Here is a 25,425-nt window from a genome sequence, read left to right as displayed (position 1 = left end):
GGGCTTACTTAGCCACCCAGAACGCGGACGCGCTGCTGAACATAGTAGCCGTCCGACTTATTGATCCACGACGCCGATGTGGCCAGCGAGTCTTCGAACGAACCACGGATTTTGGCAAACAGCTCATCACCCATGTTCTCGTCCATGACCTCGGCCGAGGCTTTGCCGAATGCATCCCAGACATCGTCCGAGAATTGCAGCGTTTTAACGCCCTGCGACTGCAGACGCGCCAGCGCCGCACCATTGTTGGCCAGTGTTTCGGCAAGCTGATAATGGGTCGTTGCCATCGACGCATAACGCATGATCGCCTGCTGAGCCGGTGTCAGCTCGTTCCAAACATCCAGGTTGACCGACGCAGACAGACCCGAACCCGGTTCATGGAAGCCCGCGGTATAATAAACCTTGGCAACCTCTTGGAAACCGGCGCGTTCGTCGGCCATTGGGCCAACCCACTCCAGACCGTCTAGTGCGCCCGAAGACAGCGCCTGATACAGTTCGCCGCCCGGAATGTTCTGAACCGAGGCGCCCAGTTTACCCAGCACCTTGCCGCCCAGACCGGGCATACGGAACTTCAGACCGTTGAAGTCTGCGGCCGAGTTGATCTCATTCCGGAACCAGCCGCCAGACTGCGAGCCCGAGTTACCAGCCAGCAGGCCCTTGAGGTTGAAAATCTGGCCCAACTCATCATGCAGTTCTTCACCGCCGCCGTGATAGTACCAGTTGGTCAGTTCCTGCGCGGTGCCGCCAAATGGCACTGCGGTGAAATAGGCGTAGCCTGGGTGCTGACCGATGAAGTAATAGTCGGCCGAGTGATACATGTCGGCCTGACCCGACGACACGGCGTCGAATACTTCCAGCGCGCCCACCAACTCGCCCGGTGCTTTCTTTTCGATGGTCAGCTGACCGTCGGACATTTCGCCGACCATCTGCTCCATATAGCTGGCGGCGTCATCCAGAACGGCAAAGCCGCGCGGCCAGGATGTCACCATTGTCAGGGTCCGCTTACCCTGCGCGTAAGCCGGTGCGGCCAGAGCTGTAGCGGCAGCAGCGCCACTTCCCAGCGCCGTTTTTTTCAAAAATGAACGACGATCCATCAAGTCAGTCCTCCCAAAATCGTGATCTGCCTCTCGGGGCAGTTGATCGTTGTCGATGAGCGGGATCATATCCAAGCATTTGATGATTAAAATACCTACTACTACGTAGAAACGGTCATTCCTGTGGCCAAAACACTGATTTCACCACAAAATTTGTTGACTGCGTATTGCGAAATCCCTTGCGCAGCACGACGTGACTTTGCTTTTTGCTCAAATTTTGCCTATCGCAGAGATATGGGGAGATTCCGCAACGCCTTTCGACCAAACTACGCGCAGAAGTTGTCTCTGCTGGCAACGCTGCCACTGATCGTGGCCGTGGCGGCAATTGCAATCCTGGTCGCGCACCAGTCCCGCAAACTGGCCGAGCGTGAAATCGACCAACTCGAGGCGCAGTTGATCGAAGCTAAAAAGGCTGAGTTGCGCAACTACGTCACTCAGGCACGTAACGGGTTCTACTTCGTCTACGGCTCGGCGCAGCCCGACGATCAGGAAGCCAAGGATCAGGTCGCTCAAATCCTGTCGGCAATGATCTACGGCGATGACGGGTTCTTTTTCGTTTATGACTATGACGGCACTAATCTGGTCAGCCCGCGCCAGACTGAGTTCATCAACAAGAACTGGAGCGGCCTGAGCGACAGCGAAGGCACGCCGATCGTGGATGAGCTGATCCGTATCGCCCGGCAGGGCGCAGGGTATCACACCTATCTGTGGCCCAAACCTTCGACCGGGGAAGAGGCGCAGATGATCACTTATGTTACCAGTTTCCCAAGTTGGCAGTGGGCGGTCGGCACCGGTGTGTTCATCGACGATGTGGTCGCCTCGATCGCCGCTGCTCGGGCCGAAGTCCAGGCCCGCGTACGCCGAACATTTTACTATATCGGTGGCATCACCCTTGCGGCTGTTTTGGTTGTGTTTGCCTCGGGCATGTTTCTGAATTTTCGAGAGCGGCGGTTGGCGGATGCCAAACTGAAGGAACTGACCCAGCGCGTGCTCGACGCGCAGGAAGAAGAGCGTGGCCGCGTGGCCCGCGAGTTGCATGACGGGATCAGTCAGATCCTCGTTGGCGTGCGCTACGCGCTGGACAATGCGCGGCGGCGACTTGCGCGCGGCGATGACGATGGGGCCCGCGACCCTCTGGACAAGGGGATCGATAATCTGGGTACCGCCATTACTGAGGTTCGCCGCATCAGCCGCGATCTGCGACCTGGGGTGTTGGACGATCTGGGCCTCGGACCTGCGGTCAAAGCACTGACCGACGATTTCCGCGAGCGCACCGGGATCGAGACCGAGTTCACGACCGTCGTCTTTCGCAACCGACTGGATCAGGACGCTAAAATCGCACTCTACCGCATCGCGCAAGAAGCCCTGACGAATATTGAGCGCCATGCTGACGCGACCCGTGTTACAATCGACCTGCGCGGCCATAAAAAGGGCGCGACCATGCGTATCACCGACAACGGACGTGGCCTACCCCGCGAGACCGACGGCGTCAGCACAGGAATCGGGCTGCGTAACATGCAGGAACGGATAGAACAGCTTGACGGGAAGCTGCGTATTCTGTCATCACGCGGACCGCACGGCGGAACGGTAATCGAGGTCACCCTACCGCTGAGCCACCTGCTTCCACCGCAGGAGGACGCAACACAGAACCGAAAGGCCGGCACATGACCATCCGAGTTCTCATTGTCGACGACCACCCGATGGTGGCCGAGGGGATACAATCGATCCTTGAAAGCTATGATGAGATCGAAGTGGTGGGCACGCTCGGCACCGGGCAAGAGGCGGTTGATCAGGCCGCCGAACTGTCTCCGGACGTCATCCTGATGGATCTGAACATGCCCGGTCTGGGTGGGCTCAGTGCCACGGAAATCATTCTTGAACGCTTGGCCGACACCCGCATCCTCATCCTGTCGATGCATGACAGCCCCGAGTATATCTCAACCGCACTCAACCACGGCGCCAAGGGATACGTCCTCAAGGATGTCCCGACCGATGAGATCAAACAAGCCATCGACGCAGTGATGCGCGGCGAGCAATACCTCTGCACCGGGGCAAGCGGGTCTTTGCAGCCCAAGCAAGGTGGTGCCCGCGAGGCACTTACCGGGCGCGAGCAAACCATTCTATTGGAATTGGCTCAGGGCAAATCCAACAAAGAGGTCGCGCAGGCGTTGGAAATTTCGGTCCGCACCGTCGAGACCCATCGCAAGAACATCAAGCGCAAATTGGGTATTTCATCAACTGCAGGCCTGACCCGCTACGCGCTGGAACACGGTGTCCTGCAAGGCACTAGCCCCGGTTTCTGACAATTCCCCCGCAGCGCGCAGCGCTGCCTGGCCCAACAGGCGGAGATGCGCCGCAGGCTCATTGACAACGGGCGGGAGCCCTACCCTCTCGGTCGAATGTCCTGGCCAAATAACACCAGTGTCCCGTCTTCGTCGATTACGTGGAATTCACGCTGCAGGTAGGGCTGATCAAAGGGGGGACGAACGCGCCCCTCGGATAAATCTGCCAGACCACTGCGCAAGCTTTCGTACAAATCGTCTATCCCGTCCACGTCCACATAAAAAGACTGATCCTCTCCCAAGGGTCGACCATCATCCCGGGGCGGGCACTCCAGCAATCGGATCGCCACGGACCCAAGCGACAGAAACGCATAGTTGTCTTGTCGGAAGCCACAAGAAAATCCCAAGCGGTCACAGTAGAAATCAATCTGCTTTTGCAAAGAAGAACACAAAACAAATGGCGTAAGCTGCAAAATCTTGGGCACACGACCCTCCGGTTTTCAAAATGATCCGGTGTCACCCTAACACAGCTCAGTCCAGCAACTGATCCTTTCTCAGCCCTTCGCGCTCATGATGATGCGGTAACACGCGCCCATAAAGCTGCCGCGTGCGCTCGACGCCACCACACATTCCCTCAGCTTCGACAAACGAGAAGATCCCGACATACCGGCTGCGCGCGCCAGTCACCGGAGCAACCCGGTGCAGGGCATAGCGACCTTTGAAAATCTGTAAATCACCCGGCTGCAACTCCAGCTCTCGTACCCGCGCCCGGTTTCCATCCAGAACCGAGGCCACGGACCTAAAGTTTTCGTCCTCCGGCGTACGAAGGTTGGGCACATATTCAAATGTACCTCCCGCCTCTCCGTTCTGAATGGCCAAAGTGACGGTGTAATTGTTCGTGTCGAAATGCCAGGGAAAGCCCTGCCCCTCTTCGACCACGTTGATGATCACATCAGCCAACGGATCATCATAGCGAAAGAACCGGTCCTCTGGTTCGTCCAGCGCATCCCTTACAAAAGGCATAAACCACTCATACTCATAGATGCGGCGCAGTGGACCAGATGCAGGAAAGTTATCCGCCGGGACAAAGGCATTTGAACGGTCATAGAAGCGGCGGATCGGGTGACCAATTCCGAACCGCGGATCGTCTTTGGTAAAATAGGCGTTTGTTCTGTTGAAGGACCGGTGTGCATTCGGTGCGACCTCGTCCGCTTCGTTCACAAGCAGTTCCAATCCATCCGCGTGAACAAAGCCCGGCAGCACGGCGCACCCATCCTGATCCAGCTCTCGCCGCAAATCCGAAATCATCTGATCATAGGCCCGAGAATCCGGCCGATCGATCGGATACCGCCCCAGGTCAATCAAGTCCTGTAGCATATTCCGCCTCCCTCACCTGTTCATCTGAGATCAGCGTGACTCAGCGAAATGCACCTCTCATGTCAAAATTAGACATCGCTCTGACGCTTTCAGACCATCCGAAAAATGCTCCCTACGGCTCAATTCGGGCGCAATTTCGCGAAAATTCCCAACCTGCGTCAATCTGCGCAATAAAATGTCGCAAAATTCTCATCCTTGGTTACAAAATTGGTGCAATTGCCTGTTGACGCCCCTTCCCCTCGCTCATAATGTCCCTGCACGCAAAAAAGGAGCCTCTGGCGATGAAAGCGCTAGTCGTAATCGTAGGAACAACGCGCATGGGCCGGTAACGGTAAACCATAATCGAACCCATGCGCCTCCGAAAATCTCGGGGGCTTTTTTTTGGCAAAACGCAAGACACATGTCGCGAACGGAGCAAAGCAGATGACACGTGAGATGACCGGCGCAAAGATGGTGGTTCAGGCCCTCAAGGATCAGGGCGTGGACACGGTATTCGGGTACCCCGGTGGCGCCGTCCTACCGATCTATGATGAGATCTTTCTGCAAAACGATATCCGTCACGTCCTGGTGCGGCATGAACAGGGCGCGATCCACGCCGCTGAAGGGTATGCCCGCTCGACCGGCAAGCCCGGCGTTGCGCTGGTGACGTCCGGCCCCGGTGCCACCAACGCGGTGACTGGCCTGACGGATGCCTTGCTGGACTCTATTCCGATTGTGGTTCTGACCGGTCAGGTTCCGACCTTCATGATTGGCTCGGACGCATTCCAAGAGGCCGACACTGTCGGCATCACTCGCCCCTGCACCAAGCATAACTGGCTGGTGAAAGATACGGACTCGCTGGCCGAGACGATGCACGAGGCGTTCCACGTCGCCACTTCGGGCCGCCCTGGCCCAGTGCTGATCGACGTCCCCAAAGACGTTCAGTTTGCGTCCGGAGAATACAGCGCACCAAAACCGTCGACTTCGCACTACCAGCCCGTCCTGAAAGGTGATCTGGAAGAGATCACCGAATTGGTTGCGGCCATAGAGACTGCAAAGAAGCCCGTTTTCTACACCGGCGGCGGTGTGATCAACTCTGGCCCTGCCGCCAGCCAGTTGCTGCGCGAACTCGTGGACGCCACCGGTTTCCCCATTACTTCGACCTTGATGGGTCTGGGTGCCTATCCGGCCTCGGGTGAGAACTGGCTGGGTATGCTTGGTATGCACGGGCTGTATGAAGCCAATCTGGCGATGCATGACTGCGATCTGATGATCAACATCGGTGCGCGGTTCGACGACCGGATCACTGGACGTATCGACGCATTCTCTCCCAATTCGAAAAAGGCGCATATCGACATTGACCCCTCGTCGATCAACAAGGTGATCCGCGTGGACATCCCGATTGTCGGCGACGTTGCCCATGTGCTTGAAGACATTCTGAAGGTCTGGAAGGCGCGCGGTCGCAAGACAGACGCCGCAGCGGTCAAGCAGTGGCAGGCGCAGATCAACGACTGGCGCAAGGTCAACTGTCTGGCCTACACAAACAGCGAGAAGACCATCAAACCGCAATACGCGCTGCAACGTCTTGAAGAACTGACCAAAAAACACGACCGCTATATCACGACTGAGGTCGGGCAGCATCAGATGTGGGCTGCGCAATACCTTGGCTTTGAGGATCCAAACCGCTGGATGACCTCGGGCGGGCTGGGCACGATGGGTTACGGCTTCCCGGCCTCTGTAGGCGTGCAGATGGCACATCCGGATGCGCTGGTGATCAACGTGGCGGGTGAGGCCTCGTGGCTGATGAACATGCAGGAAATGGGCACCGCCGTTCAGTACCGCCTGCCGGTGAAACAGTTCATCCTGAACAACGAACGCCTCGGAATGGTCCGTCAGTGGCAGGAACTGCTGCATGGCGAGCGCTACTCGCATTCGTGGTCCGAGGCGCTGCCAGATTTCGTGAAGCTCGCGGAGGCATTTGGGGCCAAAGGCATTCTGTGTTCCGACCCCGCCGATCTGGACGATGCGATCATGGAGATGATCAACTATGACGGTCCGGTGATCTTCGACTGCCTGGTCGAAAAGCACGAGAACTGCTTCCCCATGATCCCGTCGGGCAAGGCCCATAACGAGATGCTGCTGGGTGAGGCCGAAACGCAGGGCGTGATCGACTCCAAAGGTTCGGTTCTGGTTTAAAATTCGACGGATTTTGTCGGGCGCGCCGCTGCGCTCGACAGCACATGGATGATGAAAGGGACATAAATGTCTGCCCTACATATCAAAAAAGGCGCCAGCCGCCATTCGGCTTATAACCTACGCCCCACCTTCTCGGACGTACAGGAACAGCACACGATTGCGGTTTTGGTCGAAAACGAACCCGGTGTTCTGGCCCGCGTGATCGGGTTGTTCTCGGGTCGTGGTTACAACATCGAAAGCCTGACCGTAGCCGAGGTCGATCATACCGGTCACCTCAGCCGCATCACCATCGTCACCACCGGCACGCCGCAGGTGATCGAGCAGATCAAGGCGCAACTGGGTCGCATCGTTACCGTTCACGACGTGCATGATTTGACCGTCGAAGGCGACGCAGTCGAACGCGAACTGGCCATCATCAAGGTTGTTGGCGCGGGCGACAAACGTGTCGAAGCATTGCGTCTGGCAGATATCTTTCGCGCCAATGTGGTCGACAGCACCCTGAACTCTTTCATCTTTGAAATCACCGGCGCGCCGGACAAGATCGATGCTTTTGCAGATCTGATGCGCCCATTGGGCCTTGTCGAAGTGGCGCGTACAGGCGTTGCGGCTCTGCTACGCGGAGAGTAGTTTACGCCCCCACTCTGTCCGGGCAACCGTTCAGGGTGGGGGAATCTCGACCGCTCGAATTCGACTTTCACGGCGAGTTTGGTCGATATGATCGACTTCGACGCAAGAATGCCGAAAAAGATCACGCAAAATAAGATAAAGCCTATTGCGTTTGTGTCATTGGACGTTAGCCTCAGGGATGTGACGTGGCGTTGGGATGCGCCCGTTTGTGCCATCTATACGTTTTATACGTTGTGTCGACCGAATGGTCGAATGTGATGTGTGTCAGAAAAACGAGTCGCTAGAACCTGGGACGCCAATGACCAAAGACATCCGTAACCCGGACGAATTGCGCAGGATGTTCGGAGCCAACCTCAGGCGCCTTGCCCAGCAATACACGTCTGTTTCGGAGCTTTGTCGGCAGTTGGGGATCAACCGGACGCAGTTCAACAGATATTTGGGTGGTGAAAGCTTTCCCCGCCCGGACGTGTTGGACCGGATATGCCGATTTTTCGAAGTCGATGCCCGTATTCTGCTGCGACCGCTAGACGAGATAGATCGACCGCCCACACACCCAGCAGCTTCGGCTCTGACTGATTTCCTGGGGTCGGGTCCCTCGACCCTGACCGAGAACCTTTTTCCGGCCGGTTTCTACTATGCCACCGAGACCGAATTGGACGAGACTCAACCGTCGCGGCATCGGTTATTTCATGCGCGCCGCCTGCCGCAATGCACGCTAGTGCGCGGATATGAGCCGCGTCCCGGTATGCCCGGCGCTGCCCCCACCGATCGCGAGGTTCAGGGCATCGCCGCCTGCGCGGGCCGCCAGATTTACATCCTGATGTCCAGCCGGGCGTCTCAAAACAGCCGGATTTATCTGGTGACGCGTGGGTCCGAAGACCATTCCGACCGCTGGCGTGGCGTTGCGATCTGCCTGTCGAAAACCACGGCAAGCGCGACAACGACCCGTCGGATATTGCTGCGACATCTGGGCGAAGACCCCTCAGCTATTCTGGCCGCTGCGCGTACCGCGCGCCGCTCTGAACGAACGGTACCACAACCTGTCGGCTAGCGCTAAACTGCGCTGTCGCTGGGTGCCTGAGTGATCAGGCGATACAGATGCCAACTTGCATGTCCAAGCAGAGGCAGCACAACCAGCAACCCCAGAAACCATGGGATCATGGCCACAAAGGTCAGGATTGCAATGAACGCACCCCATACCAACATGACGCCCAGATGGTCGCGAACATAGCCAAAGCTAGCGATCATGGCGGTTACGAAATCAAGTTCACGATCCAGAAGCATTGGGATCGACAGTACGGTAATCATGTATAGCACCGTCGCAAATACTGCCCCGACAGCAGTGCCTACTGCCAGCATCGCCAAGCCATTGGCGGTCATGTAAACATCCAAGGAAGTGGAAACATTGGTCATGGTAGACAGTCCCATGAACAAGGCAAAGATCATGTGGCCAAGAAAGAACCAGAACAGAAACATCACCACGATAATTGCGCAGATAGACGGCAACTGACGCCGCCCCTGCTGTACGACAACGCCAAAAATCGAGCTGAAGTCCAATGGCTTGCCCTGCTCAAGCCGATGTGACACTTCGTACAAGCCTACGGCAGCAAATGGACCCAACAAAGGGAAACCGATGGCCGCCAGCACCAGCCAGTAGGATGTCCCCGTCTGCACAGTCACCCAAGCAATGGCCCAACCAGCCAGTACATAAAACGCCGCAAACAACAGCCCATAGACAGGCACCCGGCGGTAGTCGGCCCAGGCCCGTCGCAGAGCCTCGCTTAGCATTCCCATGTTGACCGGCCCCATGTCCGGTACTCCAAACGGCTTGTCCATAGTGTCTCTCCTCCCTTGCCGGCCTTGTTTAAGCCGGTCGTTTTTGCGGCCATCTCGTGGCCAAGTGATAGGCCTCGCCAATCGACAGGATGTGAGCATCCGTTCCACGCGGACCAAAAAGCTGCATACCCATCGGCAGTCCGTTCGCTCCAAAGCCTACTGGGACCGACAAACAAGGCAAACCGATCAGGCTGACCGGCACCATCACCTCCATCCAGCGATGATAGGTATCCATCTTTTTTCCAGCAATTTCTTTTGGATACGGCGTTTCGATCTCAAATGGCCACACCTGTGCCGAAGGCAACACCAAAGCATCAAAGTCTCGCATCAATTCCGTCGCGCGACGGAACCACCCCGTCCGAATAACGCTGGCTCGATGCACTTGCATCGCGGTCATTGACAGCCCCCGGTCCAACTCCCATTGCGCGGTATCCTTCAATGTCGCGCGATGTTCGGTCAGCGGCGCCAGCCCCGCCGCGATGCTCCACGACCTTAAGGCGATCCAACTGTCCCACATTTGTTCGGCCTCAAAAGGTGCCGCTACGGGCACAACTTCTGCCCCCAATTGCGTGAACACGGACAATGCCTCGCGGCACAATTCACGGATGCCGCCCTCGAACGGATAGGCTCCACCCCAGTCATCCAGCCATCCGATCCGCACCCCACGCAGATCGGCCGCCTGCACCGGCGACACTGCAGGACCGTCATTGCCATTTGGCTGCCTTGGGTCCGGCCCTGAGATGACATCCAGCAAGAGGCCGAGATCTTCGGGGCTGCGTGCCATCGGCCCGAGCGTAGACAGTTGGTGCAGGTACCCGTCTCCTACAGGTTCCGAAGGCACACGTCCCCAACTTGGTCGGAACCCATAAACATTGTTCCAGGCTGCCGGGTTGCGCAGGCTGCCCATCATGTCGGACCCATCCGCCAAGGCAACCATTCCGGTTGCCAATGCCACTGCCGCACCGCCCGACGATCCCCCGCTTGTCCGCGACGGATCATAGGGATTGCCCGTCGCCCCGTAGACTGGGTTGAAAGTATGTGAGCCCAACCCAAACTCGGGCGTATTGGTCTTGCCAATCAGGATCGCGCCAGCGGCCCGCATTCGCGCAGCAATCAAATCGTCCCGCTTGGGCACATGGTTCTGAAAAATGGGCGACCCCTGTGAAGATACAATCCCCTCAACATTGGCCAGATCCTTGACCGCAATGGGCAACCCATGCAGCGCTCCCCTATTCGAACCAGCATCCAACGCACGTGCCTCGGTCAGCAAATCATCGGCATCACGCAGGGCCACGATCGCATTCGCCGCCCCGTTGACGGCCTCGATCCGATCCAATGTGTGCTGCATCAAAGTCTCGGCCGACAACATCCCAGCCGAGATCGCATTTACCAGATCACGCGCAGAAGTTTGGCTTAAATCCATCCTAGGCTCATCCCTCAATTAAGATCAGCCTAGCGGGGCCATCCCACCATTTAAACCCACTGTTTGAATACATCTTTTTGCGTTGGCCGCCCGGAGTTATCGGGCGTTCAGACCAAACCGTAAATTGCTGTCCTGTCCAAGAAAGTATTTTAGGCACAAAAAGATCGACAAGATGCTCAGCACCAACCAAGCGCTACCCCACAGCATCGTGGTGCCACCGAATTCCTCGGCCAGCATATAGGCGTCCGAACGCATGCCCGAACGTCGGATCGTGTCGTCAAAAATATCATAGGGAACATAGATCATGCTGGTCAGCCCGATGATGCGCAGAAACAAATCGCAAACCGGCCGGCTCAGAAACCATGCCATCGCAAGCATAGCGGTGCCCACGCCCACACAGAAAGCCATCGCAAAGGGATCGCGGACGTAGAGTACTGTCACCAACAGCATGAGGATACCGAAACCACCAAGCACCACTCGGTCCCAGTTCGTGCGCAAGGCGATGATCAACAGCCCAATTCCAATCACCAGAGATCCGAGATAACCAGCAGACAAGCTCAGAAACCGATTTCCACCACGACCCATGACCAGACCGCCCTGCTGCGGTGAGATGGTGAAACTCTCCACTGATCCTCCAGTGAAAATAATGGCCAATGCATGGGAAAGCTCATGCAGGAAAACAACCAGTATTTTTAAGGGAAGCACCACCGGCGTGGCCCAAAACACGAAAACCAGCGCGACTATTGCGATCAGTTGCCAATGGCCTTTGATCAGGGTCATCACGTGCACCGGGCAGAGCTACAATCAGCCCTCGCCCTGCGCCTCGGACCGGCTTTTGCCTGCCACGTTCAATGCCAGCGTCGCCGCCATGAACCCATCCAGATCCCCATCCAGAACACCCTTTGTATCCGAGGTCTCATGGTTGGTCCGCAGGTCCTTCACCATCTGATAGGGCTGCAACACGTAAGAACGAATCTGGTTGCCCCAGCCCGCATCTCCTTTGGCCTCATGCGCCGCGTTGATATCCGCGTTGCGGCGATCCAGCTCTTGCTGGTACAGGCGCGATTTCAGGGCCTTCATCGCGATATCGCGGTTCTGGTGCTGCGACTTCTCGGACGAGGTTACAACGATCCCAGTCGGGATGTGCGTGATCCGCACCGCCGAGTCGGTGGTGTTCACGTGCTGACCACCCGCGCCCGAGGATCGATAGGTGTCGATGCGGATATCCGAGGGGTTCACCTCGATCTCGATATTGTCGTCGACCACCGGATAGACCCAGACCGAGCTGAACGACGTGTGCCGCTTGGCCGCCGAGTCATAGGGTGAAATTCGCACCAACCGATGCACGCCGCTTTCCGATTTTAACCAGCCATAGGCATTGTGACCGGAAATCTTGTAAGCGGCGGATTTGATCCCCGCTTCTTCGCCCGCGGTCTCTGACTGCAGTTCGACCGTATAACCCTTCTTCTCGGCCCAACGGACATACATCCGCGCCAGCATCGACGCCCAGTCGCAGCTTTCCGTGCCGCCCGCACCCGAGTTGATCTCGAGGAAGGTGTCATTGCCATCGGCCTCACCATCCAGCAGCGCCTCAAGCTCTTTCTTGGCGGCCTTGGCTTTCAGTTTCTTGATCGCCTCTTCAGCGTCAGTGACGACCTCTTCATCCGCTTCCATCTCACCCAGTTCGATCAGTTCGATATTGTCGTTCAGATCGGTTTTGATGGATTCATAGGTCTCGATGGCGTCAACCAGCATCTGGCGCTCGCGCATCAGTTTCTGAGCATTCTCGGGGTTGTCCCACAAGTTGGGGTCCTCGACACGCGCGTTGAATTCCTCAAGACGATGGGGCGCGGTTTCATAGTCCATACGCTGCGCCAGCAGCTCCAGCGACTTTTCGATTTCCGCCACGGTATTCTGGGTTTCGGCGCGCATGGTCTTGTCCCAACTTGCTCAATCAGGCCTGCGTGATAGCAAGAGCTTGAGACCACCACAAGGCGGGTGAGCCGCGAATGACGGATGCACTACTCGACTTTCCCCGGAGTTGGGGGCTGACGATTATGGAACCGGTCGCAGACACCGGTTTGGCCAAGCTGTGGAAAGTTCGAACACCCGACGGCGCGTTCGCGGCTCTCAAGCTGTATCATAAATCTGATCGCGGCAACGAGGCCCCAGCGGCACAGCTTTTGTCGCGCTGGCAAGGTCGTGGAGTTGTTGAGGTTTTTGCCGAGGCAGGAAATGCCGTTCTGATGGAATGGCTCGATGGTCCGTCCCTGGGCGATGTCGCACGCGGTGGAGACGCAGACCGTGCGTGTAGCTCATTGGCGGAGGCAGCGCGGCGGCTACACGCAGAACCGAGAATAAACCCAACAGGGTTGAGAGATTTGCATGCGGTCTTTGCACCGATATTCCGGTGCGCCTTTTCATCGAACTGCCCAAAGTCTTTGAAAAATAACATGACGCGCGCGATAGGTTTGGCGCGATCACTTTTAGATTCTCAGGCAGTTCAGACCCCTCTGCATGGCGACCTGCATCACGACAATGTCATACAGACCCTACAGGGGTTAAAGGTCATCGATGCCAAAGGGTATGTGGGCGACCCGGCCTTTGAACTCGCCAATGCTTTACGTCACCCCAAGGGTTTACCGGACTATGTGCGCAAGCCGGAACAGATGGTTCGGTGTAATGCACTCTATGCCAAAGCGATGAAAGTGCCGCCCAAACGCCTGGCGCAATGGGCAGCAGCAAAATGTGCCTTGTCGATCTTCTGGCGTTCCGGCGGGACCATCACGAACGACGACGAGGCAGATTTGCTCGCGCTGTTCCTAAGAGCGGCAGATCAGTAAAGACCACCGCCCTGCAAGTCACCTTGGCTGGCATTCGGTCCCACGGTGATCGTGTTCCCGGTCGACGTAGTGACCTGACGACCCGAGCTGGCTTCCTCAAACAGCGGCAGGTCCGAACCCATCGCAAAGCCACCATCATAGACGCGGTCGATGAAACCGTCGACGCCGTCACGGAAATACTCGGCCACCACATAGTCTCCGGTCGCGTCTGCGGGCAGACGAGCACCACTGAAGCGATCGATCTTGATGAAGTGGCCACCCGGGGGCACTTCGAACGGACCGCCACCATATTTCTCGACCGCTTTCTCCATGAAACTCTGGAAGACCGGGCCACACATGGTGCCGCCGTAAGCTCCCCGTCCCATCGGGCGCGGACGGTCATAACCGATGTAGCAACCGGCCACGATGTTTGAGGTGAAGCCGATAAACCATGCATCTTTAGATTCGTTGGTGGTTCCGGTCTTTCCCGCTGTCGGCACTGGCAGGTTGACGACGCGCGATGCTGTGCCGCGATCCACAACGCCCTTCATCATCGACGTCAACTGATACGCGGTAATCGCGTCCATGACCTGCCAGCGATCGGTCACAATAGTGGGCGACTCGTCTGGCTCGAGCCAACTTGAATTGCAGTCCACGCACTGGCGGTCGTCGTGACGATAGATCGTTTTGCCGAACCGGTCCTGAATACGGTCAACCAATGTGGGCTCAACCCGTTCGCCACCATTTGCAAACATCGCATAGGCAGCAACCATTTTATAAAGCGTTGTTTCCTCTGACCCCAAAGAGTTCGCCAAAAACGAGCCCATCCGATCGTAGACGCCAAAACGTTCGGCGTAACCCGCAACAACCGGCATCGTAACCTCTTGTGCCAGTCGAATGGTCATCAGGTTCCGCGACTGTTCGATCCCGGTACGCAGCGGTGTCGGGCCATAGAACTTGTTCGTCGAGTTCTTGGGCCGCCATAGGCCTTGCGGCGTGTTCACCTCGATCGGCGCGTCTACGACGATGGTCGCCGGGCTATACCCGCTGTCCAACGCGGCGGCATATACGAAGGGCTTAAAACTCGAACCCGGCTGGCGCTGCGCCTGAGTGGCGCGGTTGAAGACCGAGTCCTGATACGAGAACCCGCCCTGCATCGCCAGAACACGCCCCGAGTTCACGTCCATTGCGACAAAGCCGCCCTGCACTTCGGGCACCTGACGGGCGGACCATTGGCCCTCTTCCCCGGCCATCACCAGAATAACATCGCCGCGTTTGAAGTTGTCGAAGAAATTACCCTGCATCCACTCGATGTCCGAGCGTGGGATGACACCATCCGCCGGACCATCCTCGATACCAACCGTCAGAGATTGCTCCGCCACGTTCAGCACGACTGCCGGATACCATTGCGTCGGCAATAGCACGTCGCGAGGGATCTCCATGATCGCCAGCGCTTCACGCCATTGGGTTTCATCACCCAGTTTCTCTTCGGGAATTACCTCGTCCGTACCGCGCCATTTACCACGCGAGCGGTCATATTTCTGCAGCGCAGTCCGCAACGCTTCGGCTGCCTCAACCTGCATTTCCTCATCGACCGAGGCACGAACGGTGAAGCCGCCGGTAAAGAACTCACCCTCGCCAAAATCCTCGCTCAGCTGGCGGCGGATTTCGTCGGTGAAATAATCACGCGGAGGTAGCGCGGTGCGGAAGCTTTCAAAGTCGCCGTTCTGGACCGAGCGCAGAGGCATCTCGACCTCGGCGTCATAGGTCGCCTGATCAATATAGCCGTTCTGCCGCATTTCCCGCAGCACATAGTTGCGGCGGTTCAGCAGGCGGTCCTTTTGTCGGACCGGGTGGTAATCCGAAGGTGCCTTGGGCATCGCGGCCAGCGTGGCAGCCTCATGCGGCGCTAGCTCCTGCAGCGTCTTGTTGAAGTAGGTCTGGGCAGCGGCGGTCACACCATAAGAGTTTTGGCCCAGAAAAATCTCGTTCATGTAAAGCTCGAGAATCTGTTCCTTGTCCAACGTATCCTCAAGCCGCGTGGCGAGGATGATCTCTTTGATCTTGCGTTCAGCGCGACGGTCGCCGGACAGCAGGAAGTTCTTCATCACCTGCTGCGTGATCGTGGACGCACCGCGGACGTTTTCCCCTTTGGACTTCACCGCCTCGACCCCGGCCGCGATGATCCCGCGCGGGTCATAGCCCTGATGGGTGTAGAAGTTCTTGTCCTCGGCAGAGATGAACGCCTGTTTCACCAAGTCGGGGATTTCCTCGGAGGGGGTGAACAGACGGCGTTCCTGTGCGAATTCGTCGATCAACTGGCCTTCGCCCGAGTAAATTCGGCTGATCGTCGGCGGCTTGTACTGCGCCAGTGATTCATGGCTGGGCAGGTCGCGCCCATACATCCAAAAGACCGCGCCAATCACCAACGCAGCCATAAAAATACCTAAGGTTACGAGGCTGAAGATCGCCCCGAAAAACGAAAGAATGAAACGGATCACGTTACTGCCTTTTACTCGCGGTGCCGCCTATATAGTGGTGCTCCGGCGCCGGGTCAAAACACGATGGCTAATAATAGCCGGTTTGTGCCGTGGGGTCACTGGCCAATTAGCGATCGTTTGACCAGATCTTCCTGTCGCCATTGCTCTAATCCGTTCAGGATGCCAAGCGCCATACCCTTACGCCATTCGGGGTTTTGGATGTTTTTTAGATCTCGGGGGCTGGACAGAAATCCAAGCTCAACCAGAACCGACGGGATATCCGCTGCCTTGAGCACCGAGAAAGAAGCCGTGCGGATCGGGCGGTTGTTCATAGGCCCGCCCTGCTGTGCCATCCCCTTGGCCAACGCCCGTGCCAAAGCATCGGTCCGAGGTCGGGTTTCCTGCCTGGCGATATCCAGCAGGACGTCCGCCACTTGATCGTCCGCACCGCTCAGGTCCACGCCCGAGATCAGATCGCCCCGATCATGCCGCTCGGCCAGTTTGTGACTGGCTACGTCAGAGGCATCGTCAGACAACGTATAGACAGCCGCCCCATGCGCCCTACCCTCGGACAGAATGTCTGCATGCAACGAGATGAACACATCCGCACCTGCCTGATGCGCCAGTGCAATGCGGCGCTCAAGGCTTACAAAATGATCGTCCACGCGAGTCAAAAACACCTGATAACCGCCAGCACGCAGCATTGCTTCGCGCAGTTCACGCGCAAAGGTCAGCATAAGGGTTTTCTCGTCCGTCCCTCCGGCCTCGGCCCCTGGGTCGATCCCGCCATGACCGGGATCCAGCATCACCAACAACGTGCGTGTCCCGTCCTGCCCCGGTATCACAGGCGTAACCGCCGGTTCGGGCAAATCCCACCCCGGTTGACGTGGTGCACCGGCGCTGGCTGTAAAGCTGTCGAAATCAGTGCCCATCAGGCTAAGCGACAGTTTTGCCGTTCCTGTGACCTGATCCACCTTCAGCTCGGACGTGTCGACGGCCAGAGGCGCACCAAGCTCAAGCACCATCCGCGACCATCCCGGCACATAAGCCCCGAACTGCACGTCGCTGATCCGATCTGTTTGCAAAAAGGTGTCGGCTTCCAATCCGGTCCAGTCGACCTCCTGAAAATCCAAAACCATGCGGTAAGGATCGCGCAGGGTGAACACGCGATACGGCACACCCTGACTAAGGCCAAGCTCAACACGCACTCCGGCGCGGCCGTCATCCGTGATGCGACTTTGGTCCGGCAGCACGCGCGCAAGCGCACTGAAATCATGCGCGAGTGCAGCACCGGTCAGCGCCCAGATCAGCGCGATGGCGTAGTAAATCCTGCTCATGGCCTCAAGTTTTCCCGAGATCGTTTGGCCAACACCCTAGCCGACTGGGTCGATTTTGTGAACGGGTCAGGCCGGAGTTGTGATCGCACCACGCTCGACCATGAAGCGCTGCAGGCGGAGAAGCCCTTCCTCGATATCCGCCGTCGATCGCGCGTAGGAGAACCGCAGCGTTTGGTGGCCACGTTCGGGGTCAAAATCCAGCCCTGGTGTGACGGCCACACCTGCCTTATCCAGAATTTCACCAGCAAAGGCGCGGCTGTCATCGGTCAGGTCGGATACGTCGGCATAAACGTAAAAGGCACCATCCGGCGGAGCGATATTGGTGAACCCTGCCTTGGGCAAACCCTCCAGCATCAAAGCGCGGTTCCGGCGGTAGACGTCCAGATTGGCCTGCAATTCGTCCTCGCAATCCATTGCGGCCAATGCAGCAACCTGACCGGCATGAGGCGCGCAGATGAACATGTTCTGGGCTATGCGCTCAACGACGCGAACCTGATCCTCAGGCACTACCATCCAACCAACACGCCAGCCGGTCATTGAGAAGTATTTCGAGAAAGAATTGATCACATAACATTCATCCGTCAGCTCCAGCGCAGTGACGGCTTTGGCCTCATATTCCAACCCATGGTAAATCTCGTCACTGATGAACGAGGCCCCCTGCCCGTGCGCCGCCTCGATCAGCGCACGCATTGCCGCATGGTCCAGCATGGTGCCGGTGGGATTGGCCGGAGACGCAACCATCAGACCCTGCAAGTCGAGCCCCGCGAAATCGGCGGGCACCGGTTGCAGGCGGTTTTCAGGCGCTGTCGGCAAATCAACAGGAATCAGGCCCAGGGCCTTCAGAATTTGACGGTAGGATGGGTAGCCAGGTGCGCCGATACCGACGCGATCACCACTATCGAACAGGGCCGTGAATGCCAGCAGAAACCCGCCCGAGGATCCCGGGGTGATCACCACCCGCTCGGGGTTCAGATCAACGTTGTACCACTCGCCGTACAGCCGTGCGATCCGTTGGCGCAACGCAGGTAGACCCAGGGCAACTGTATAGCCCAGCGGCGCTTGCTCCATAGCCGCGGCAAGTGCCTGAACGGCACCCTGGGGGGCCCCAGTACCCGGCTGACCAACCTCCATGTGAATAATATGGCGCCCGGCCTCTTCGGCTTTGCGCGCGGTCTCCATCACGTCCATCACAATAAACGGATCGACCCCGGACCGGGTTGAGTTTCTCATGCCCATCTCCCATGTTGCAGCCATGGCTTTTGAACGCTTATCCAAGGTGACGTCAATCCCAGCCCTGTTGCTGGTGACAGTGACATGGATGGCAAGCGGCGTTCCTGCGACTGCTCAAAGCCTGATCCGAGACCCCGATATCGAGCATGGGCTGCGTGAACTGGCCTTTCCTGTCCTGCGCGCGGCCGGGTTGAACACCAATCGGGTCAAGATAATCGTGGTCAATGACGGGACGTTTAACGCCTTTGTCATCGATTACAGTGCAATTTACCTGAATTATGGATTGATCCTCAGCGTTGAAAGCCCCGAGATGTTGCAGGCCGTCATCGCCCACGAGGCTGCCCACATTGCCAATGGCCACCTGGCTCGCCGAGTAGAAAATCTGCGAACTGCAAACCGCAATGCCGGCTATGGTACCGCGTTGGCACTGATCGCCGCGCTCGCTGGTGGCGGCGAAGCCGCAGCGGGCATCGCGGCGGGCACCCAAAGTGCGGCCCTGCGCAGCTTTCTGGGCCATACCCGTGCCGAGGAATCCTCGGCTGACCGCAGTGCGGCCAGCTATCTCAGATGGGCCGGAATCTCACCTGCCGGGATGGTCGCGCTACATCGCAAATTCGCGGGTCAGGAATTGCTGAGCACTATCAATCAGGATCCGTATATGCGCTCGCATCCGACCAGCCGAGAACGTTTGCGCGCGGCCGAAGCGTTTATGGAGCAATACGGCGACTGGTCGAAATCTGATCTGAATGCCGAATATTGGTTCGCGCGGGTCAAAGGCAAACTGTCTGCGTTCCTACGGTCGCCCACTTGGACTATGCGGCGCGCGAAAGAAGAAAGCGCGCAGGATGTCCGCCTGATGCGCGAAGCGTCAGCCTATCACCAGAACAGAGATCTGGCCAATGCGCGCGCTGCTATAAACGGCGCACTGGCCATTCGACCGGACGATCCGTTCTATTACGAACTCAAAGGTCAAATTCTGCTGGAGAACCGTCAGGTCCGAGAGGCTGTGACGGCCTATGAAAATGCGGTCGAGATGGCACCAAATGACTCATTGATCCTCGCGGGATACGGACGCGCTCTGCTGGCAAATGGCCAGACGAAGAACGCGTTGCAAGCGCTTGAAAAAGCGCGGCAGAGGGATTACCGAAATGCCCGCTTGATGCAGGACCTTGGCGTGGCCTATGCCAAGGTCGGGAATAATGGCATGGCCTCGGTCGTGACCGCAGAACGATATGCCTTGCAAGGCCGGTTGGACGACGCAGGCATTCATGCAAAACGAGCCGTCAGGCAACTGCCGGAAGGCTCACCGGGTTGGCAACGGGCGCAGGATGTGCTGATTGCCTCGGAACGCGCAATGAAAGCGAAAAGGAAACGGAAATGATCCTCAGACACGCAGCACCCGCCCTTCTGGGGCTTTCCCTGATGACAGGCCCTGTGCAAGCGCTGGATTTGAACGCGCTCAGCGCCTCGGAAAAGGAAGAGTTCGGCGCACAGGTGCGCGAATACCTGCTGGAAAACCCCGAGGTAATCATCGAGGCAATCAACGTCCTTGAGCAACGCAACGCGATTGCCGAAGCCGCAGCGGACAAAGAGTTGGTCGCGGCCAATGCCGACGAACTGTTCAACGATGGTTATAGCTGGGTTGGCGGCAATCCCGATGGTGACATCACGCTGGTTGAATTCATGGATTACCGCTGTGGCTATTGTCGCCGTGCAGTACCGGAAGTCGCCAGTCTGCTGGCCGCCGACGGCAATATTCGTCTGGTTGTCAAGGAGTTCCCGATCCTGGGTGAAGCTTCGGTCCTGTCCTCGCGTTTTGCCGTGGCCACCAAGAATGTGGCAGGTGACGATGCTTATAAACAAGTTCACGACGCTCTTCTGGAATTTAGCGGCGAACCGAACGAAGTGACGCTGCGCCGTATTTCTGACGGGCTGGGCCTGGACAGCGACGCGATCATCGCTGCGATGGACAGCGATGAGGTCAACGAAGAAATCGCCCGCACCCGCGCCTTGGCACAGCGGATGAAGATTGCTGGAACACCGTCTTTTGTTCTGGGCACCGAGTTGCTGCGTGGTTTCCTGCCCGCAGATCAGATGCAACAAATTGCCAACGGCGTGCGCGCCGAGCAAGGCTGAGCATTTGGGGCGGCCAAGCCGCCCCCACCGCACACTGGTTCACGATTATATCTACATGCCTTTTTAGGGCTTTCCCAAGGACGGCTAACCTCCAAAACTTGGGTACTTTATCTTGCTTACATAATTTGCTGGACAGGTCGAAACCCGCTTCCTTCCGGTAATGCCCTCCGGTAGACATTCAATCAATACGCGATTGATTGGGCCGATTTAGAGTAGCTACCACATGAAGAATAAGGGTGTTGTCCTCTATTACGTGGCGGCAGGCTGGGCCATTTTGACGGTCGCAACCGGGCTGTATTTTCTGATTTCCAGCGCGAAACCAACAGCGGACGTCGAAGCGTTTTACAAGAACAGACCAAGCACTTTCCAAGTAGGAAGCTGGGACCCCGGTGATGCGAGATTGCTCAGCATCAAAGGGAGGCCGGTCTTAGTATGGCGTCGCGATCTCGCTGAGATGGCGACGGCCATGGAGCAATTTGACCCCAGTATCCCTGCGGAAGATTGGTCTGAGGTTTTGAACAACGGCGCGCTTGAGCAAGAGCTTGGTCCTGAACGCTTTGCGCGCCTTGAGTGGTTCATCGTCAGCCCAATAAGCACTGCGGGACTTGGGTGTATTGTGCATACAAAGGCTGGAGACTTCGACGGATTCTTCGATCCGTGCAGAGGTGCGCATTTCGATTTGTGGGGCCGCCCGCGGAAAGGCCCAACCAACGAAAACCTGAAGGTGCCACCCCACAAGATCAACGAACAGGGGCAATTTGTTGTTATTGACGTATCAAGACTACCATCGCCGAGATAGGTGACCCAGCGCGCCTTACTCGGCGGCCTCAGCCGTTGCATCCAATTCAGCAGCCTTCTTCTCGACCTCTTCCACGATGTGGTCGATCATCTGGTCGTTTGACATCTTGTGGCTCGCCTTACCGGCTAGATAGACCATGCCTGACCCAGCGCCACCGCCGGTAAAACCAACGTCGGTCATCAGCGCCTCACCTGGGCCGTTTACGACGCAGCCGATGATGGAAAGGCTCATCGGGGTCTTGATGTGCTCCAACCGCTGCTCCAACGCCTCGACCGTCTTAATCACATCAAACCCCTGCCGGGCGCAGGATGGGCATGAAATGATGTTCACACCGCGATGGCGCAAGCCCAGAGATTTCAGGATCTCGTAGCCAACTTTGACTTCTTCAACCGGATCGGCAGACAGGCTGACACGGATCGTGTCACCGATACCCATCCATAGAAGGTTGCCCAGACCGATGGCCGATTTGATGGTGCCCGACACCAGACCTCCGGCCTCGGTGATACCCAGATGGATCGGTGCGTCGGTGGCTTCTGCTATGCCCTGATAGGCAGCAGCCGACAGGAACACGTCGCTTGCCTTCACGCTGATCTTGAATTCGTGGAAATCGTTGTCTTGTAGGATACGGATATGCTCTAGCCCGCTTTCGACCATCGCCTCGGGGCATGGCTCACCGTACTTCTCAAGCAAGTGCTTTTCCAGACTGCCCGCGTTCACACCGATGCGGATCGAACAATTGTGGTCACGCGCGGCCTTGATGACCTCTTTGACGCGCTTTTCGTCGCCGATATTACCTGGGTTGATCCGAAGACAAGCGGCACCGGCCTCGGCAGCTTCAATCCCCCGGCGATAGTGGAAATGGATGTCGGCCACGATCGGCACCGGGCTTTCCCGGACGATCTCTTTCAAGGCTTTCGATGACGCCTCATCCGGGACCGAGACCCGTACAATATCCGCACCCGCATCGGCCGCCGCCTGCACTTGCGCCACGGTTGCAGCAACATCTGTTGTCAGGGTGTTGGTCATGGTCTGCACCGCAATCGGTGCATCACCACCGACGGCTACGTCCCCTACCATGATCTGACGGGATTTGCGGCGGTAGATATTGCGCCACGGGCGAACGTGATTGAGCGACATGAGGACGGATCCAAGGCAACCTGAGTTGCGTCTTTAGATAGTCTGGCTAGAGGGCCATCGCAATGGCTAGATCACTCGGCGGGTTCTTCGGAAACCTGCGCCTGAAGTTCGGCCACCAACTGTTTGAGCGCGCTGTTCTGTTCGGCCTCAAGATCGGCAACAGCATACGCCTCAGCAACGGCATCCTTGGACAGAACCACGCCCTTTGCTACGGTCCCTGGCGCACCTACAGGCCCGAAGTGCTCGCCATTCATCGAGAAAAACACTGACCCTGCGGCACCAGCGCGCAGCTGCGGCGGTTCTTCGGTCAGCGGCACCTCAAAGACGCTGCCCTGCTCGACCGTGCCAAGCGTGCCTTCGAAAATCACACTGCCATCCGCGGCGGTAACCCGCATCCAGGCAGGATCAACCGCGACAATCTTGAGTGTCGTATCAATCTGCTCGACCACTTGCGGCAAAGCCGGGCGTTCAACTGTGTGAACCTCGGCCACTTCGATCTTGGGCGGTTCCTGCGGCAGGAAAGTGCCAACCTTGCGCGGGTCAAGCGTGGAAATCGGTGCGTCGCGGGCGACCAGAACCGGAACGTCCAGAGCCTGTGGACGATACAGCCGGTCCAGCGCCTCTGTGCTGGGTGTGTCCACAGTCGCAACCTCGGCCTCAACACTGGTGCGTGCAGCATCCAGCGGATCGAGGTCAGACAGAACGACTGGAGCTTGCTCGACCGGGCTGACTTGCACCTGCTGAATTTTGTTCAGCACCGACCAGCCGCCATAACCAATGCCACAAATCACCGCGACAAGAACCAACGAGGATCCAATGGCGCGCGGTTCAATTTGGCTGACGAGGGATTCCCGCCCCGGAAGGTAGGGCGTGTTAGGCGAAATGAATGGGTCACGCCCCATCGGACCTTTTGCAGCCACAGCCCCGCTCGGTTTGCGCACAACCGACGCCTCAGCCGACATGCCATGTGCGACCTCGAACCCGCTTTCCTTGCAGAATGCCGCAAAGGTGTCATCCGGGTTCATCCCCAAATAACGGGCATAAGAACGAACATACCCGGCGATGAAGCCGGGTGTGTCGAATGCCTCTGGATCGGCGTCTTCGATGGCAGCGATGTAGTTGGCTTTGATCCGCAGCTCGCGCTGAACGTCCAAAAGGGATTTGCCCATAGTTGCACGTTCGCCGCGCATCCTATCGCCAAGCCGAACCTCATAATCGTCAAAACCCTTTGGCCTGACGTCGGCTTCATCCTTGGAATCGCGCTGAGATCTGCGCCCAATCATCCCTGCTGCCCCATTCTGCCTGTGCGTGTTTCACGCTAACGGCGAATCATCCCATTAACGATTCGTCCGCTGATTTTGTTAGCTCAAGCGTAACACATAGCAAACACAATGCACACTTTGGCGTGAGGTTAACCCGCGAGTTCGGCGCGATTTAGCGCACAATGTGACCAAAGTTCGTCCATAGCCTGCACCAAACGGTTCATTTCGTCAGGTCCATGCACTGGTGACGGAGTAAACCGCAGACGCTCGGTTCCGCGCGGAACGGTCGGGAAATTGATTGGCTGAACGTAAATTCCGAAGTCTTCCAGCAGCCGGTCGCTGAGGATTTTCGTGTGCACAGGGTTACCAACGATCACGGGTACGATATGGCTGCCATGGTCGATCAGCGGCAGACCCAACCCTTTCAGACGCAGCTTGAGAATCTTGGCTTGGGTTTGGTGTTGCTCACGCAGTTCAGCCGCGGTTTTGAGGTGGGCAACCGATGCCGCAGCCCCTGCTGCAACAGCAGGCGGCAGCGAAGTCGTAAAGATGAAGCCCGGCGCATAAGAACGCACAGCATCACACATTTTCTCGCTGGCTGCGATGTAACCGCCCATCACGCCATAGGCTTTGGCCAGCGTGCCGTTGATGATGTCAATTCGATGCGCCAAACGATCACGCTCGGTGACACCACCGCCGCGCGGGCCATACATGCCAACCGCGTGGACTTCGTCGATATACGTCAGAGCGCCAAACTCGTCGGCGAGATCACAAATTGCTTCGATCGGTCCGAAATCACCGTCCATGGAATAAACGGACTCAAAAGCAATCAGTTTAGGGGCTTTGGGATCGTCGGCCTCAAGCAACTCACGCAGATGTTCAACGTCGTTGTGGCGGAAGATGCGCTTGGCCCCGCCGTTACGGCGTACGCCCTCGATCATCGAAGCGTGGTTCAGCTCATCCGAATAGATAATCAGGCCAGGGAACAGCTTGGGCAGTGTGCTGAGCGTTGCATCATTGGCGATATAAGCGCTGGTAAACAACAGCGCGGCCTCTTTGCCATGCAAATCGGCCAGTTCAGCCTCCAGCTGCTTATGGTAGACCGTAGTACCCGAGATGTTGCGCGTCCCGCCTGAGCCTGCGCCGGCTGCATCAACGGCATCGTGCATTGCGTTCAGAACAACCGGGTTCTGCCCCATGCCTAGGTAGTCATTGCCACACCAAACGGTGATGTTCTGCTGCGACCCGTCCGGGCGCGTCCACACTGCGTGCGGGAAATGGCCATTGCGGCGTTCGATATCAATGAAAGTGCGGTAGCGTCCTTCATCATGCAGCCTGGCAATCGCTGTATCGAGCTGAGCAGTATAGTCCACCGGTGTCTCCTTACCTGCCCGACTCATGGCTTTCT

General features: G+C 57.5%; 22 protein-coding genes. 9 read left to right on the top strand and 13 right to left on the bottom strand.

Going from position 1 to position 25,425, the window contains the following annotated elements; all coding sequences use genetic code 11:
• Positions 1-8: 8 nt before the first annotated feature.
• Positions 9-1,094 carry a TRAP transporter substrate-binding protein gene (locus ABLN94_RS01585; protein ID WP_352988495.1) on the bottom strand — a complete coding sequence of 362 codons (1,086 nt, stop codon included), beginning with the start codon at positions 1,092-1,094 and terminating at the stop codon, positions 9-11.
• Positions 1,095-1,328: 234 nt separating this feature from the next.
• On the opposite strand from ABLN94_RS01585, the gene ABLN94_RS01580 reads away from it, so the two are divergent.
• Both ABLN94_RS01580 and ABLN94_RS01575 read left to right on the top strand, forming a co-directional pair.
• On the top strand, positions 1,329-2,762 hold the full coding sequence (locus ABLN94_RS01580; RefSeq protein WP_352988494.1) for a cache domain-containing protein: 1,434 nt from the start codon (positions 1,329-1,331) through the stop codon (positions 2,760-2,762).
• Entirely contained in the window at positions 2,759-3,397 is a 639-nt protein-coding gene (locus ABLN94_RS01575) for a response regulator transcription factor (RefSeq protein WP_352988492.1), read from the top strand. Before ABLN94_RS01580 ends, ABLN94_RS01575 begins: the two co-directional genes overlap by 4 nt.
• A gap of 80 nt (positions 3,398-3,477) precedes the next feature.
• Here ABLN94_RS01575 and ABLN94_RS01570 read toward each other — a convergent pair whose 3' ends face one another.
• Positions 3,478-3,861, bottom strand: a complete 384-nt coding sequence (locus ABLN94_RS01570; protein ID WP_352988490.1) for a bleomycin resistance protein — start codon at positions 3,859-3,861, stop codon at positions 3,478-3,480.
• Positions 3,862-3,907: 46 nt separating this feature from the next.
• Positions 3,908-4,753: a HalD/BesD family halogenase gene (locus ABLN94_RS01565; protein WP_352988488.1), complete on the bottom strand. Its 846-nt coding sequence runs from the start codon at positions 4,751-4,753 to the stop codon at positions 3,908-3,910.
• Positions 4,754-5,176: 423 nt separating this feature from the next.
• Here ABLN94_RS01565 and ABLN94_RS01560 point away from each other — a divergent pair, with 423 nt between their 5' ends.
• The 3 genes from ABLN94_RS01560 (at position 5,177) to ABLN94_RS01550 (ending at position 8,606) form a co-directional block, all read left to right on the top strand.
• On the top strand, positions 5,177-6,928 hold the full coding sequence (locus ABLN94_RS01560) for an acetolactate synthase 3 large subunit (protein WP_170489469.1): 1,752 nt from the start codon (positions 5,177-5,179) through the stop codon (positions 6,926-6,928).
• Between the two features lie 66 nt (positions 6,929-6,994).
• Positions 6,995-7,555 (top strand): acetolactate synthase small subunit, encoded by a 561-nt coding sequence (ilvN, locus tag ABLN94_RS01555; RefSeq protein ID WP_170489485.1) that lies wholly within the window; start codon positions 6,995-6,997, stop codon positions 7,553-7,555.
• Between the two features lie 298 nt (positions 7,556-7,853).
• Positions 7,854-8,606: a helix-turn-helix domain-containing protein gene (locus tag ABLN94_RS01550; RefSeq protein WP_352988485.1), complete on the top strand. Its 753-nt coding sequence runs from the start codon at positions 7,854-7,856 to the stop codon at positions 8,604-8,606.
• A 2-nt stretch (positions 8,607-8,608) separates the two neighbouring features.
• On the opposite strand, the gene ABLN94_RS01545 is transcribed toward ABLN94_RS01550, so the two are convergent.
• The 4 genes from ABLN94_RS01545 to prfB form a co-directional block, all read right to left on the bottom strand.
• Positions 8,609-9,391: a DUF2189 domain-containing protein gene (locus ABLN94_RS01545; RefSeq protein ID WP_352988483.1), complete on the bottom strand. Its 783-nt coding sequence runs from the start codon at positions 9,389-9,391 to the stop codon at positions 8,609-8,611.
• A 28-nt stretch (positions 9,392-9,419) separates the two neighbouring features.
• Positions 9,420-10,814: an amidase gene (locus tag ABLN94_RS01540; RefSeq protein WP_352988482.1), complete on the bottom strand. Its 1,395-nt coding sequence runs from the start codon at positions 10,812-10,814 to the stop codon at positions 9,420-9,422.
• A 96-nt stretch (positions 10,815-10,910) separates the two neighbouring features.
• A complete protein-coding gene (locus ABLN94_RS01535) occupies positions 10,911-11,594 on the bottom strand; it encodes a M50 family metallopeptidase (RefSeq protein WP_352988480.1) in 684 nt (227 codons plus the stop codon).
• Between the two features lie 24 nt (positions 11,595-11,618).
• Positions 11,619-12,746, bottom strand: coding sequence for a peptide chain release factor 2 (gene prfB / locus ABLN94_RS01530; RefSeq protein ID WP_352988478.1), 1,128 nt, complete (start codon positions 12,744-12,746; stop codon positions 11,619-11,621).
• A 77-nt stretch (positions 12,747-12,823) separates the two neighbouring features.
• On the opposite strand from prfB, the gene ABLN94_RS01525 reads away from it, so the two are divergent.
• Positions 12,824-13,657: an aminoglycoside phosphotransferase family protein gene (locus tag ABLN94_RS01525; protein WP_352988476.1), complete on the top strand. Its 834-nt coding sequence runs from the start codon at positions 12,824-12,826 to the stop codon at positions 13,655-13,657.
• Here the strand turns inward: ABLN94_RS01525 and ABLN94_RS01520 are convergent.
• The 3 genes from ABLN94_RS01520 to ABLN94_RS01510 all read right to left on the bottom strand — a co-directional run bounded on the left by ABLN94_RS01520 (position 13,651) and on the right by ABLN94_RS01510 (position 18,683).
• A complete protein-coding gene (locus ABLN94_RS01520) occupies positions 13,651-16,137 on the bottom strand; it encodes a penicillin-binding protein 1A (protein ID WP_352988474.1) in 2,487 nt (828 codons plus the stop codon). The genes ABLN94_RS01525 and ABLN94_RS01520 overlap by 7 nt on opposite strands.
• A gap of 95 nt (positions 16,138-16,232) precedes the next feature.
• Positions 16,233-17,453: an N-acetylmuramoyl-L-alanine amidase gene (locus ABLN94_RS01515; RefSeq protein WP_352988472.1), complete on the bottom strand. Its 1,221-nt coding sequence runs from the start codon at positions 17,451-17,453 to the stop codon at positions 16,233-16,235.
• A 66-nt stretch (positions 17,454-17,519) separates the two neighbouring features.
• The gene (locus ABLN94_RS01510; protein WP_352988471.1) at positions 17,520-18,683 is read right to left on the bottom strand and encodes a pyridoxal phosphate-dependent aminotransferase; all 1,164 of its coding nucleotides are present in this window, start codon (positions 18,681-18,683) and stop codon (positions 17,520-17,522) included.
• Here ABLN94_RS01510 and ABLN94_RS01505 point away from each other — a divergent pair.
• The 3 genes from ABLN94_RS01505 to ABLN94_RS01495 all read left to right on the top strand — a co-directional run bounded on the left by ABLN94_RS01505 (position 18,682) and on the right by ABLN94_RS01495 (position 21,618).
• Positions 18,682-20,064, top strand: a complete 1,383-nt coding sequence (locus ABLN94_RS01505) for a M48 family metalloprotease (RefSeq protein WP_352988469.1) — start codon at positions 18,682-18,684, stop codon at positions 20,062-20,064. The genes ABLN94_RS01510 and ABLN94_RS01505 overlap by 2 nt on opposite strands.
• Positions 20,061-20,819, top strand: a complete 759-nt coding sequence (locus tag ABLN94_RS01500) for a DsbA family protein (protein WP_352988467.1) — start codon at positions 20,061-20,063, stop codon at positions 20,817-20,819. The genes ABLN94_RS01505 and ABLN94_RS01500 overlap by 4 nt, the downstream gene beginning before the upstream one ends.
• A 223-nt stretch (positions 20,820-21,042) precedes the next feature.
• Entirely contained in the window at positions 21,043-21,618 is a 576-nt protein-coding gene (locus ABLN94_RS01495) for a ubiquinol cytochrome C oxidoreductase (protein ID WP_352988466.1), read from the top strand.
• A gap of 15 nt (positions 21,619-21,633) precedes the next feature.
• On the opposite strand, the gene ispG is transcribed toward ABLN94_RS01495, so the two are convergent.
• From ispG to hemA, 3 genes are all read right to left on the bottom strand, one after another.
• Positions 21,634-22,755 (bottom strand): flavodoxin-dependent (E)-4-hydroxy-3-methylbut-2-enyl-diphosphate synthase, encoded by a 1,122-nt coding sequence (ispG, locus tag ABLN94_RS01490; protein ID WP_352988464.1) that lies wholly within the window; start codon positions 22,753-22,755, stop codon positions 21,634-21,636.
• Between the two features lie 71 nt (positions 22,756-22,826).
• Positions 22,827-24,038 (bottom strand): helix-turn-helix domain-containing protein, encoded by a 1,212-nt coding sequence (locus tag ABLN94_RS01485; RefSeq protein ID WP_352988462.1) that lies wholly within the window; start codon positions 24,036-24,038, stop codon positions 22,827-22,829.
• A gap of 128 nt (positions 24,039-24,166) precedes the next feature.
• A complete protein-coding gene (gene hemA, locus ABLN94_RS01480) occupies positions 24,167-25,390 on the bottom strand; it encodes a 5-aminolevulinate synthase (RefSeq protein WP_352988460.1) in 1,224 nt (407 codons plus the stop codon).
• Between the last annotated feature and the right edge of the window lie 35 nt (positions 25,391-25,425).

This window comes from Ruegeria sp. SCP11, assembly GCF_040329455.1.
Taxonomy (GTDB): domain Bacteria; phylum Pseudomonadota; class Alphaproteobacteria; order Rhodobacterales; family Rhodobacteraceae; genus Ruegeria; species Ruegeria atlantica_E.
Note: the sequence above shows the minus strand (reverse complement) of the source record. Positions and strands in the feature narration are given on the sequence as shown.

What these genes read in the sequence shown, in the direction of transcription:
- ABLN94_RS01585 (WP_352988495.1), bottom strand. Translation starts at nt 1,094, where the DNA reads ATGGATCGTCGTTCATTTTTGAAAAAAACGGCGCTGGGAAGTGGCGCT.
- ABLN94_RS01580 (WP_352988494.1), top strand. Translation starts at nt 1,329, where the DNA reads ATGGGGAGATTCCGCAACGCCTTTCGACCAAACTACGCGCAGAAGTTG.
- ABLN94_RS01575 (WP_352988492.1), top strand. Translation starts at nt 2,759, where the DNA reads ATGACCATCCGAGTTCTCATTGTCGACGACCACCCGATGGTGGCCGAG.
- ABLN94_RS01565 (WP_352988488.1), bottom strand. Translation starts at nt 4,753, where the DNA reads ATGCTACAGGACTTGATTGACCTGGGGCGGTATCCGATCGATCGGCCG.
- ABLN94_RS01560 (WP_170489469.1), top strand. Translation starts at nt 5,177, where the DNA reads ATGACACGTGAGATGACCGGCGCAAAGATGGTGGTTCAGGCCCTCAAG.
- ilvN (WP_170489485.1), top strand. Translation starts at nt 6,995, where the DNA reads ATGTCTGCCCTACATATCAAAAAAGGCGCCAGCCGCCATTCGGCTTAT.
- ABLN94_RS01550 (WP_352988485.1), top strand. Translation starts at nt 7,854, where the DNA reads ATGACCAAAGACATCCGTAACCCGGACGAATTGCGCAGGATGTTCGGA.
- ABLN94_RS01545 (WP_352988483.1), bottom strand. Translation starts at nt 9,391, where the DNA reads ATGGACAAGCCGTTTGGAGTACCGGACATGGGGCCGGTCAACATGGGA.
- ABLN94_RS01540 (WP_352988482.1), bottom strand. Translation starts at nt 10,814, where the DNA reads ATGGATTTAAGCCAAACTTCTGCGCGTGATCTGGTAAATGCGATCTCG.
- ABLN94_RS01535 (WP_352988480.1), bottom strand. Translation starts at nt 11,594, where the DNA reads ATGACCCTGATCAAAGGCCATTGGCAACTGATCGCAATAGTCGCGCTG.
- prfB (WP_352988478.1), bottom strand. Translation starts at nt 12,746, where the DNA reads ATGCGCGCCGAAACCCAGAATACCGTGGCGGAAATCGAAAAGTCGCTG.
- ABLN94_RS01525 (WP_352988476.1), top strand. Translation starts at nt 12,824, where the DNA reads ATGACGGATGCACTACTCGACTTTCCCCGGAGTTGGGGGCTGACGATT.
- ABLN94_RS01515 (WP_352988472.1), bottom strand. Translation starts at nt 17,453, where the DNA reads ATGAGCAGGATTTACTACGCCATCGCGCTGATCTGGGCGCTGACCGGT.
- ABLN94_RS01505 (WP_352988469.1), top strand. Translation starts at nt 18,682, where the DNA reads ATGCCCATCTCCCATGTTGCAGCCATGGCTTTTGAACGCTTATCCAAG.
- ABLN94_RS01510 (WP_352988471.1), bottom strand. Translation starts at nt 18,683, where the DNA reads ATGAGAAACTCAACCCGGTCCGGGGTCGATCCGTTTATTGTGATGGAC.
- ABLN94_RS01500 (WP_352988467.1), top strand. Translation starts at nt 20,061, where the DNA reads ATGATCCTCAGACACGCAGCACCCGCCCTTCTGGGGCTTTCCCTGATG.
- ABLN94_RS01495 (WP_352988466.1), top strand. Translation starts at nt 21,043, where the DNA reads ATGAAGAATAAGGGTGTTGTCCTCTATTACGTGGCGGCAGGCTGGGCC.
- ispG (WP_352988464.1), bottom strand. Translation starts at nt 22,755, where the DNA reads ATGTCGCTCAATCACGTTCGCCCGTGGCGCAATATCTACCGCCGCAAA.
- ABLN94_RS01485 (WP_352988462.1), bottom strand. Translation starts at nt 24,038, where the DNA reads ATGATTGGGCGCAGATCTCAGCGCGATTCCAAGGATGAAGCCGACGTC.